This is a genomic window from Brachyspira pulli, assembly GCF_036997785.1.
Lineage (GTDB): Bacteria > Spirochaetota > Brachyspiria > Brachyspirales > Brachyspiraceae > Brachyspira > Brachyspira pulli.
Map to the genome: position 1 here is coordinate 41,380 of NZ_JAWLQI010000017.1, position 11,868 is coordinate 53,247.

Below are 11,868 nucleotides of genomic sequence, written 5' to 3' on the forward strand. Positions count from 1 at the left end.
ATTATTTTACTATAGAATTATTGATAGCTGTGCTTAAATCATCAAGTTCATCTTTTATAAATACTTTATCTATATCAACTAAGATGATCATTTGTTCATTAGCTTTTACCAATCCCATAATATATCTGCTGTCTATACCTACATGCATGTCTATATCTTCTTGTATATTTTCATTGCTTATAGTAAGTACGTCAGATACAGAGTCAACAACTAAACCGTATTTTTTATCACCTATTGCTACAACTACAATAACGCAGTTTTCTGGGTTCATAGGCTCATCAAAATGGAATCTAGCTCTTAAATCTATAACAAGAATAATAGTACCTCTCAAATTAATAATACCTTTCAAATAATCTGGGCAGTTTGGAATTGGAGATGGCTGCATAAAATTCAATATTTCTTGAACTTTGAGAATATCTATTCCGTATAATTCATTATTTATCTTAAATACAAGTATTTGATTTGATATGGCACTACTCATGTTAACTCCTTTAAATTGTACTATAAATTATAATATATAATGTACATAAGTCAAGTGAATTTCTTATTTCTTTTGATAACATTTTATATCATATTAAATAAAAAAACAATAAATTTCAAAAATTAATTGTATAAAAAACAATAAAAATTAATTAACATAATATTTACAACTATAATAATTAGTAAAAATTAATATATACCTAAACAATTACTTCTTGCAAGTTCCTGTACATTATAAAGAACTGGAGTTCTGCACTATATGTACTTCATAAGTGGCTAGTCTCAAAAAATAATAACAATATAAAAATAATTTTACAAACTAAAATCATTTGAGTATATACTAAAAATTTTAGAGTTTGTCAATTTTTTTGTTGTTCTTTTTCCCGCCGCATACGCTCTGCGGACTTCGTCAAAGTTGCAAAAAGTGCAAGGATAGAATTAGTACTAAATCATACTAAAATTGTCTTACATATAAAATAATTTATTAATTAAAGCCCAAATGTAGCCTTTCGCGAAGCGTATCCGAGTTTATCGAGGATATAAGCTTCTTTGTGGCAACACCACCCTAAAGGACTTCCTATGGTCGCAGGCACTCCTTTCAGTCGCAAAAGAAGTGGGGGTTTGGGGCAAAGCCCCAAATATAAAACCAAAACATAAATTTATTTTTGACAAAGTATATTTGTTTAGGTATATATAACTCCAATTTTATAAATACTTAATTGATATTTTATACAAATAATTTATTATATTTGCAAATAAATTTTATACTAAGGATTTTTTATGAATGACATTTTAAACTTAATGAAAGATTTGAGCAATGCATTTGGCCCTTCTGGTTTTGAAGATGATGTTATAAATGTTATAAAAAATAATACTTCATTTATAGATAATGAAAGAGATTCTATAAATAATCTATATTTAGGATTACAAAAAATAGATAAAAACAAACCTATTGTAGGACTAGACTGTCATATAGATGAAATAGGATTTATGGTAGAACATATCAATAATAATGGTACTTTATCATTTATAACATTAGGAGGCTGGCATATACCTAATATAGTATCAAATTCCGTTGTGATAAAATCTTCTTCTGGAGAATATGTTAAAGGAGTTATAGGTTCAAAACCTCCTCATTTTATGACTGATGAAGAAAGAAGACGCTTACCTACCCTACAGGATATGTATATCGATGTTGGAACTAGAAGCAAAGAAGAAACTGAAAAAGTATTCGGAATAGAAATAGGCGATCCTATTGTACCTGATGTTGATTTCAGATATGATGAAAGAACTAAAAGTATATGTGCAAAAGCAATAGATAATAGAGTTGGTGCTTTATGTGTCATAGAAACTTTAAAAGCATTAAAAGATGAAAAATTAGATGTTAATTTAGTTGGAATGATGACATCACAAGAGGAAGTAGGAGCCAGAGGTGCTGCAGTTGCTGCAAATAAAGTAAAACCTGATTTAGTTATAGTATTTGAAGGTTCTCCTGCTGATGATACTTTCTATTATGGTGACAGAGCACATGGAGCAATTGGAAAAGGTTCTCAGCTTAGAGTAATTGATGGAGGCATGATCACTAATCCTAGATTAAATAAATATACTATAGAAATAGCAAAGAAAAATAATTTAGCTCATCAAGTTATAGTACGTGAAAAAGGTTCTACTAATGGTGCTGTTTATCATAAAACTAATTTAGGCTCTCCAAGCGTTGTTTTAGGTGTTGCTACAAGATATGCTCATAGTCATTATTGTTATGCTTCTTATGATGATATAATTGCTTCTATAGAGATAGCCAAAGCATTGATAAAAACTCTAAATAAAGAAAAAATAAAAGAATTTTAATTTATAAAAAATTACATAATAAAAAACGGCATTATATTTCTTTATGAAATTTAATGCCGTTTTACTATTTATTACTAAAAATATATTCTATTTTTTTAAATGCCTTATATCTATATTATTAGTTGTAGTCAAATTCGTATCAAAATTTAATATAACTTCCAATTTATTAGCCTCATGCCAATAATTTTGATCAAAACTCATTTTAAATCCGATTCTTTGCCCCAATGGAAATTTAACATCATAAAAAGAATCATCACCGGTAAATATTAATTTCTTATTTTTATATAATGATAAAGAAGCTTTTAAATTTTCTACATTAATAGAATTTGTATAATTATTATTTTCCACTTCTATTGTAACAAGCACTGCCTCATCATCATAATATTCAAGATTATTAATCTTTACTTCTATAGGTACGCTTGTTTTTAAAGCACTAAAATATGGTATATTATTAAAAAAACCTCTTTTATAAAGAAGCAGAGCTATTACTAATAAAGTAAGAAAAGTTCCGTATAAAAACATAAACCATTTTCTTGCAAAAATGCTTACTTCTCTCTTAGGCGCAGGCGGCTTTGTTTCTCTATTATTGTAAAACTCTAATTCTGGTTTTTTAGGGTCATAAACTTCTCTTGGCAAATTACTTATATCCTTTTTAATATTTTATATGATATATTAGCTAAATCCTTAGGCTGTATATAGTCATTTCCAAATTTCTTTGATAAAATATTGAAAGCTCTTGCCTGTATTATTAATGCTAATTTTGAAGCATCTAATACATTTATTTTTCTAGCTAGCAACGCCCCTATAAAGCCTGCAAATACATCTCCCATTCCGGCTTTACCCATAGAAGATCTAGGATTATAATTTATATATATATCATTATTATGCATTAAAAAACTTACAGCATCTTTTAATATTATAGTTGCATTAGTTTTTTGTCTATATCTCAATAATGAAGCATAAGGGTTTTCTAATGTTTCTATATGATTTATTTGAGTTAATTTTTCAAATTCATATATATGAGGAGTCAATATAAAATTATTTGAAAGTTCATTTAATGTACTTTCAAACATCAAATATAAAGCATCAGCATCTATAACAGTAGGAACAGTTATTTGCTTTAAAATACTATTTATAAATACTTCAGTATCCATATTTCTTCCTAATCCTGAACCTATTATACAAGCACTGCTTCTGTTTATATAGTTTACTATTTCTATATCATTTTCAGTGAAATATCTCTGATTTTCTTCACCAACACCTATAATAACTACTTCAGGCATAGAAGGAGTAATAGCATCTCTTATATTTTTAACTATTCCATTAGGTACATATAATCTTATATATCCTACTCCAAGTCTATAAGCAGCATGTACTGATAATACAGCAGCTCCTATATAATCATCGCTTCCTGCTACTATAGATAACATTCCTTGTTCTCTTTTACTGAAGAATGCATTTCTATTTATATTGATTTTCTCATTATAATCTATTAATTTAGCCTTATATCCCCAACTATCCAATATACTTTCCGGAAATATAGACTTTATCATAAATAATTTTCCTATATATTCTCTAGTTCTATATAAGAAAAATATATCCTTTGCAAAACATACAGTATAAGTTTCATCAGCTTTAAAACAGCTGTTTACATTGTCATAATCATTTATTTTAGAAGCAAGTCCTGAAGGTATATCTATAGCTATTCTCAAAACATCTATTTCGTTTAAATTATCAATTAATGCTTTTTGTATGCCTTCTAATGGTCTGTTTCCTCCAGTTCCGAATAATGAATCTAGTACTATAGATTTTCTTTCAATATTTTCTACAGCATTATAAACATCTTCTTCACTTCCTAAATAGCTTATATCTACATTCATAGATTTTAATATATTAAAATTAGCATAAGTATCTTTATTTACTCTATCAAGATTGCCTGTTATATATATTTTTACATCATATCCATTTTGTATAAGATATCTTCCTATAGCAAGACCATCTCCTCCGTTTCCGCCAACAGATGAAAAAATATACACAGTTTTTGTATACAATAATTTTCTATGTCTTTTCAATAATAAATAAAAAATCTCGCTAGCCACATGTTCCATTAATAATATGGAAGGAATCTTTTCTGTGGTTTTTTTATCTATATTAATTAAATCTTCTGTAGTTACAACTTTCATTTTGACATTCCCAATTTTTCTTTTATTGTTTCCACAAATGATAATAAAGTATTTTCATCTAATTGTCCATATTTTATAATATCACTATATGCACTTTTTGTAGAACTATTCTCTTTTAAGATATTAGAATATGTTTTTTGAGGTATCATATTAGAATTATTTTTAAATACATTCAAATCATAATATGCTGATAATTTTAAAGCCCATAAAGCATGATTAAACTTTTTATCATTTACCAATATAGGATAAATTGCCATATAACATTTTGACAATGTATTATCCAAATACTTAACATCTTTTACTGCATAAAAGCTAGGCATATTTCTATATGATATACTGCTTCCCTTCTTTATAATATTGCTTATTTTATATTTATCATTGTTATAACTGTATATTAATGGCCAATAAGTAGCATCTCCATACAATGATTTTGCTATATCCCAATAATACATATCTTTAGATGTTATATATGATAGATTAACAGAATCCATATCATTAAAGAATGTATCTACTATGTCATAAAGTTTCTGATTTTCTATATTATTTTCTGCTACCTGCTTATTACTGCCATAATAAACAGACACTACAGCCCCAATTATTAGTATAAATATTATTATACAAGCTACTTTAAATATTCCCCCAATTAATGATGATTTAGATTTTTTACTTTCTGAATTGTTCATATTATCCATATTTTTCCTATTGATTTCCTTAAACTGTTTTTTATTTGTACTTAATAATTCTGATTCCACTTTTTCATTTATTTCTCTATTATATTCTGCAGTATTATGCTCATCATCTGCATCAATATTATTAGGATCCAAAAGTTCTTCTTTTGTATACTCCTTCATTACAGGATAATCAATTGACTTATCATCTTCTTTATTTTCATCTTTTAAATCATCACTGTCGAAATTATTAATATCCAAAAGCTCCTCTTCTGTATACTCTTTCATTACTGTAGAATAATTTGAGTTTTCATTATCAGTCTTTTGTGATTCAGAATTATCTTCCAAATTACTATTATTATCGACATTTAAAACTTCTTCTTTTTCTTCTATATTGTTATTTATTTCATTATTATTTACTTCTTCTTTAGTATCATTTTTTTCATTAAGATTTTTTATCATACTATTTAAATCTATATTATTATAAGATTTATTCTTCCATATATCGCTTATTATATTATTATCTTCTTCTACAATTTCTTCTAAATTTTCATCATTTTTGTTTTCTGCTCTTTTACTGATTATTTGATTGTCCAATTCCTCTAAAATATCCTCAACAACTTCTTCATTATTATAGTTATTAATTATATCTTTCAAATGTTTATCAGCTTCAAAAGTTATTTTATTTCCTAAAAATGTACCAAAATTCTCTATATGTACTTTTTCTTCTTTTGAAATATCTTTTATATTTTTAAATATGCTTTTATAAATAGATTTTTCTAAAAATATGTCTTTTATATCTTTACTTGTTATACTTATAGACTCTAATGAATCATCAAAACTTCCATCTTCTTCATTTGAAAATAGTATTTCTTTATTTTCATTCAAACTTATAATACCCAACTTATCCATATAGAATCTATTTCCATTTAATATCGAAAAAGTTACTTTTTGAAAAAGTTTATTTATAATTTGATTTGATTCTTCATCATTTATATGAAATTCATTTGATATATTTTCTATTAATTTATTGCTTGTACTAAACATATTTTACCTTAAAAATTTATATAGTGTTTTCAGAATTATATATCAATTTAGAATAAAAAAAAGCCTAATTTACAAGAAAATTAGGCTAAAAATAAAATTAGTGTATACTTTTATCTTATAGATAATCTTTCAACCACTCTTTTAATTGAGCTTCATTTTTCATACCTTCAGCTCTTTTAATTAGTTGACCGCCTTTAAATACTATCAAAGTAGGTATAGATTGAACACCGTATTCAGCAGCGATTTCTTCAGCTTCATCAACATTAACAGCTCCAAAATTCATCTTATCTGAATATTGATCTGCTACTTTATGCAATACAGGAGTTTGCATCTTACAAGGTCCGCACCATTCAGCAAAAAAATCAACTAATGTAGCTTTATCTTCAGAGATAACAGTTTTAAAATTATCTGCTTTTAATTCTTGTACTGACATATTTGTTTTCCTCTCTTATTTTTTATTTATTTTATTAGTATACTCTAACTTAATCAAAAGTCAATATCTTTTTATATTTTTTTTATATACTTATACTAGGTATATAAAATTTGACTTTTTTATTATTAATTTATAATAAGTTTTCTTATTATAACAATACTTACTATAAGGATACTTACTTTGGAGAATCTGCATTTTTTACTAATGAAAGCAAATTCTATATTTGCACATAAAATAATAAATGAAGCAAATAAAATAGGTCTCACATCTGGTCAGCCAAAAGTATTGTATTTTTTACATCAATTTAAGGAAGCTCATCAAAAAACTATAGCTAATTATTTAGAAATAGAACAAGCAACTGTCGGAAGCATACTTTTAGGAATGGAGAATTCAGGGCTCATTATAAGAAAACAAAAAGATGGAAACAGACGATCTCTATATGTTTCTTTAACAGATAAAGGTATTGAAGCTGCTGAAAACATGCAAGTCATTTTCAAAAATACTGAAGACATTGCAACCGCAGGATTATCTGATGAGGAACAGGAAGAATTAAAAAGATTATTAACGAATATATGTGATTCACTCAAAAAAAATTAAAAAAGGAATTGAATATGAACAAAGAAATTTTCAAATCTCATTTTATTGAAAGATGTATTATATTAATAGTAGGACTTGCTATTATGGCTTTAGGTATAGCATTTTCTATTAAAGCAGCATTAGGCATATCACCTATTTCAAGTGTACCTTATGTAACAAGCCATATATCCGGCTTATCTGTTGGACAAACAACTATAATTATAAATATTATTTTTATATTATTACAAATACTTCTTCTTAGAAAAAATTATGATTTATTTCAGCTTTTTCAAATACCAGCACTTGTTTTATTCGGTATTATGATAGACTTCTCTCAATATCTAATAAGAAATATAACTTATTCAAATTATTTTCAGCAATGGGGATTATGCATATTAGGCATACTTTTACTTGGCTTAGGTGTTAGTTTAGAGATTATGGCAAAATTAGTTACTACCCCTGGAGAAGGTGTTGTACTAGCTATTTGTAAAGTATTTTCTGTTAAATTCGGAAATATAAAAATAGCATTCGATGTTGTATTGGTATTGATATCAATTACTACAGTTATGTTATTTGTAGGACATTTGGAAGGGGTGAGAGAAGGCATTATTGCTGGAGCTATTTTTGTTGGATTTACAGCAAAACAATTAAGCAAGCCATTAAAAGTATTGGAGGAGAAATATTTACTATCAGAAAATTAATTTATACTGAAAATTTTTAAGTTTGTCAATTTTTTTATTGTTCTTTTTCCCGCCGCAAAAAGAACCAAAAAGTGCAAGGATAGAATTAGTACTAAATCATACTAATTTTGTCTTACATGTAAGATAATTTTTAAATTAAAGCCTATATGTAGCCTTTCGCGAAGCGTATCCGAGCTTGTCGAGGATATAGCTTCTTTGTGGCATACCTAAAGGTACTCCCTTCGGTCGCAAAAGAAGTGGGGTGCTTGCGAAGCACACAAAGTGGGTGGGCAAAGCCCTGCAGATATTTAAAATTTAAAAAAATTATTTTTGACAAAATATAGTTGTTTAGGTATATACTAAAAATTTTTAAGTTTGTTAAAAAATATTTTTCATTTTATTATTTAAAATTTGAAGCATTCAAAAATTAATAAATAAAACTTTTTTCAACTAATAAATATATCCTTTTTTGTACAAAATAATAAGCTTACAATAAAATAAATATTGTAAGCTTGTTATTTCTTCTATTAATCTATTTCATTATATCTTCTGGTATAGTAAGTCCCAATGTTTTTATCATATTTGTATTAACTACAAAATTATAACTATCAACTGTTTCTAAAGGTATATTTTTTATATCTTTTATTCCTTCCAAAACTTCTATAGCTTTTTTAGCTGTAAGTATTCCCATATCATAATAATCAACAGAGTATGTAACTGTTCCTCCTATTTTTGTCATTCCTGCATCAGCACATACTACAGGAAGTTTTTCACTTTCTTCTATCATTGCCACATTAGCCATGCTATTAGCTATTATATTATCAGTTGGAGAAAATATTGCATCAACTTTATTAACAGCACTTAACATCATTTGATTTATTTCATTAGCATTAGCAACAGTTAAATCCACATATTCCAATCCTAAAGAATCTAATTTTTCTTTTGCTAATTTTATTTGATATATAGAATTAATTTCACTTGAACAATATAAAAGTCCTATTTTCTTGGCATTAGGTAATAATTTATGCATTAAATCTATTTGTTTTTCTATAGGAGGAAGATTTATAGTTCCAGTTACATTTACATTAGGTTTATTTAAATTAGTTACCAATCTTGCCCCTATTGGATCGCCTATTCCTGAAACTATTACTGGTATGTCTTTGGTAAGATTTACAACCGATTGTGCTGAAGGTGTTCCTATTGCTATTATTATATCATTTTTATCATTTACAAATTTCTGTGCTATGGTATTACAATTCGCCTGTTCGCCTTGTGCATTCTGATAATCTATAACTATCTTCTTATTACTGGACTTATAATATTTATTTAATTCATCTACTATTCCTTTATAAATTAAATCTAAAGCATCATGTTCTATCATCTGACTTATGCCTATATTGATGATATTTTCATTTTTTATTTTACTAACATTATTAGCTTTGCTTATGCTGAATGTTGTAATAAATACTAATAAAATTACTAATATTATTATAATATTCCTTTTCATTGTTAATTCCTTATATAATTACTTTGTATAGTAATATTACTATACAAAGTAATTATTGTCAATACTATTTATAGTATTTTTTATTTTTTTCTTGATTATTATTAAAATATATGTATCATTATTATATTATTATTTATAAGGTTATTATTATGAAAATACTTTTAATAAAACAGACATCTTTAGGTGATGTTTTACATATGACTCCTGTTATAAGAGCATTAAAAAAATGGAATAAAGACTGCACTATTGATGTTGTAACGGATAAAAGAGCATTAGGAATATTAGAAAATAATCCTTATATAAATAAATTATATGTTTTAGATATATATAAATATGAAAATGAAATATTTAAATCTCCTCTATTATTTTTCTCTACAATAAGAGATTTCTTTTCACATATAAAGGAAGTAAGAAAAGAGCATTATGATATAGCTATGGATTTACAAGGACTTGAAAGGAGTGTTATATTTTTATATTTATGTCATGCAAAAAAGAAATACGCAAAAGGAAAATGGTTCGGACTAAAAAGCAATTATTATAAAGATATAAATGCTATAGTAGGATTATTATCATTTTTAAAATTTATAGACTGTCCAGATGACGGTACTGATTTGGACTATTTTTTACCAGACAATATAGCTGATGAATTCAATAAAAAAGTAGAACATATAAAATATTCTATTAACAGCAATTTTAATATTAATAAAGAATATATAGTTTTTTCTCCATTCTCAAGATGGGATACTAAAGATTTATCCGTAAAAAAATCAAGAGAGATAATAGAAGAAATACAAAAACTAAAAGATATACAAATAGTATTATCAGCTACTTCAGATTATGAGAAAGAATGTGCAGATATATCAGAAGGTTTTAATAATGTATTAAATTCTGCAGGACTTTTTAATTTACCGGAATTAGCTTATTTAATAAAAAATTCAAAAGGAATGGTAACAGTAGATTCATTTCCAATGCATACAGGCTGTGCATTCCAAAAACCTCTTATAGCAATATTCGGCCCTACCAGTGAAGTGCGTGTCGGCCCTATAGCAAAAAATTCTGAAACTATGAGAGTTGAAAATTTAGAATGTGCAAGATGCTACAAAAGGAAAAATTGTCCTAATAATCATATATGCATAGAAAATATTGATGCAAAAATTTTAGCAAAAAGATTCATTGAAAAAATTGAGAAAATAGAATCATAAAATTATTTTTTACTCTGTAAAGCAGCATATATTTTTTCTATGCCTATACGTTTAGCAAGTTCAACTATCTCTAAATCTTCATCATTAAGTGTATCCAATTCATATCCTTCAGCTATGGACAAAAATTCTTTTATAATGCTTTCATTGTAGGCATTTTCTAATAAAAATAATTTTGTAGTTTTTACATTAATTTCTCTTACGTATTTTGAGTATTTATTTCTTACTACATTTATTTTTTCTTCAACTTCATTTTCATCTTCTGCTATGCCGTAAACATTTATATCTATAATATCATTAATATTCCATTCTTCTGCTTTTTTATCCAAACTAGATAAGCTGTAAATATTAGTTTCATAAACTCTATACTCACCAGCATTTTTTATATTTATAAATGTTTTCTTTATGCTTCCATTTTGAATATCTATAGATAAACATCTTCTTGTACCCATTTCGGATTTACTTCTTCTCCATACTCTGGCAGAACCAGTATATATTATATCTATATTATCAATATTTACTTCCATTTGTTTATGTATATGCCCTACTATTGCAAAGTTAGGATCTATTTTTTTTATTATATCTATAGGTATGCTTGCCGCTTCTTCATTTTCTTCTATAGCCCATAATGTACCTTCAACTATTCCATGAGCTATTAATATTCTATTATTGGCATTTAAACTTTCTATTTTTTTATTCAATTCATTATCTATAATATATTTCTCACTATAAGGCAAAGCTGCAATATCCAAATCATCAATATTAAAAAAAGTTATATCTTCTATCACTATAACATTTTCAGGAAATTTCAATTTACTCAATGTTATGCCCTTAGATTTTAAATTTTCATGATTACCCTTGAGTAAATATACATTTTTTTGATAATCTTCCATCTTTTTTGAAAATATATCTTTTAATCCCTGTAAATCTCCAAAAGTATTGAAAGTATCACCTAAAAGCATTAAGGCATCATAATCCTTTGCATAATCAATTATTTCATCTAATACAGAAAGTGAATATTCTTTTTCCTGCATACTCAAATGCAAATCGCTTGATATTAATAATTTTGGCATAAACTTCTCTTTTATTATAGTTAATAATATTATCGTTAATAATGATTAATAATTTTTATTGAAACTGTATTTTTGTATTATAAATTAAATATATTAATTAATCAATATTATAATCATTATAAATATATCAATGATATTGTTAATATTTAATTCTGAAATATCAAAAATATAAAA

At 26.0% G+C, this 11,868-nt stretch carries 11 protein-coding genes; 4 read left to right on the plus strand and 7 right to left on the minus strand.

All coding sequences use genetic code 11. From position 1 onward, the window contains the following. Position 1: 1 nt before the first annotated feature. The gene (locus R4K56_RS05610; protein WP_335770188.1) at positions 2 to 481 is read right to left on the minus strand and encodes a chemotaxis protein CheW; all 480 of its coding nucleotides are present in this window, start codon (positions 479 to 481) and stop codon (positions 2 to 4) included. A gap of 779 nt (positions 482 to 1,260) precedes the next feature. Here R4K56_RS05610 and R4K56_RS05615 point away from each other — a divergent pair. Further along, positions 1,261 to 2,328 (plus strand): M42 family metallopeptidase, encoded by a 1,068-nt coding sequence (locus tag R4K56_RS05615; protein ID WP_335772068.1) that lies wholly within the window; start codon positions 1,261 to 1,263, stop codon positions 2,326 to 2,328. Between the two features lie 87 nt (positions 2,329 to 2,415). Here R4K56_RS05615 and R4K56_RS05620 read toward each other — a convergent pair whose 3' ends face one another. From R4K56_RS05620 to trxA, 4 genes are all read right to left on the minus strand, one after another. Beyond that, entirely contained in the window at positions 2,416 to 2,964 is a 549-nt protein-coding gene (locus R4K56_RS05620) for a hypothetical protein (RefSeq protein WP_335772067.1), read from the minus strand. 5 nt (positions 2,965 to 2,969) lie between these two features. Continuing rightward, positions 2,970 to 4,511, minus strand: coding sequence for an NAD(P)H-hydrate dehydratase (locus R4K56_RS05625; protein WP_335770190.1), 1,542 nt, complete (start codon positions 4,509 to 4,511; stop codon positions 2,970 to 2,972). Then, positions 4,508 to 6,226, minus strand: coding sequence for a hypothetical protein (locus R4K56_RS05630; RefSeq protein ID WP_335757566.1), 1,719 nt, complete (start codon positions 6,224 to 6,226; stop codon positions 4,508 to 4,510). Before R4K56_RS05630 ends, R4K56_RS05625 begins: the two co-directional genes overlap by 4 nt. A gap of 115 nt (positions 6,227 to 6,341) precedes the next feature. Continuing rightward, on the minus strand, positions 6,342 to 6,659 hold the full coding sequence (gene trxA / locus R4K56_RS05635) for a thioredoxin (protein WP_297299752.1): 318 nt from the start codon (positions 6,657 to 6,659) through the stop codon (positions 6,342 to 6,344). Between the two features lie 204 nt (positions 6,660 to 6,863). Between trxA and R4K56_RS05640 the strand changes: the two genes are divergently transcribed. Continuing rightward, the gene (locus R4K56_RS05640) at positions 6,864 to 7,256 is read left to right on the plus strand and encodes a MarR family winged helix-turn-helix transcriptional regulator (protein ID WP_335770191.1); all 393 of its coding nucleotides are present in this window, start codon (positions 6,864 to 6,866) and stop codon (positions 7,254 to 7,256) included. A gap of 14 nt (positions 7,257 to 7,270) precedes the next feature. Continuing rightward, a complete protein-coding gene (locus R4K56_RS05645; protein ID WP_335772066.1) occupies positions 7,271 to 7,936 on the plus strand; it encodes a YczE/YyaS/YitT family protein in 666 nt (221 codons plus the stop codon). Between the two features lie 511 nt (positions 7,937 to 8,447). Here the strand turns inward: R4K56_RS05645 and R4K56_RS05650 are convergent. Further along, complete coding sequence (locus R4K56_RS05650) at positions 8,448 to 9,422, minus strand: ABC transporter substrate-binding protein (protein WP_335772065.1); 975 nt, start codon at positions 9,420 to 9,422, stop codon at positions 8,448 to 8,450. Positions 9,423 to 9,571: 149 nt separating this feature from the next. On the opposite strand from R4K56_RS05650, the gene R4K56_RS05655 reads away from it, so the two are divergent. After that, a complete protein-coding gene (locus tag R4K56_RS05655; protein WP_335772064.1) occupies positions 9,572 to 10,624 on the plus strand; it encodes a glycosyltransferase family 9 protein in 1,053 nt (350 codons plus the stop codon). Between the two features lie 2 nt (positions 10,625 to 10,626). Here R4K56_RS05655 and R4K56_RS05660 read toward each other — a convergent pair whose 3' ends face one another. Beyond that, positions 10,627 to 11,694, minus strand: a complete 1,068-nt coding sequence (locus tag R4K56_RS05660; protein WP_335772063.1) for a metallophosphoesterase family protein — start codon at positions 11,692 to 11,694, stop codon at positions 10,627 to 10,629. Positions 11,695 to 11,868 lie beyond the last annotated feature (174 nt).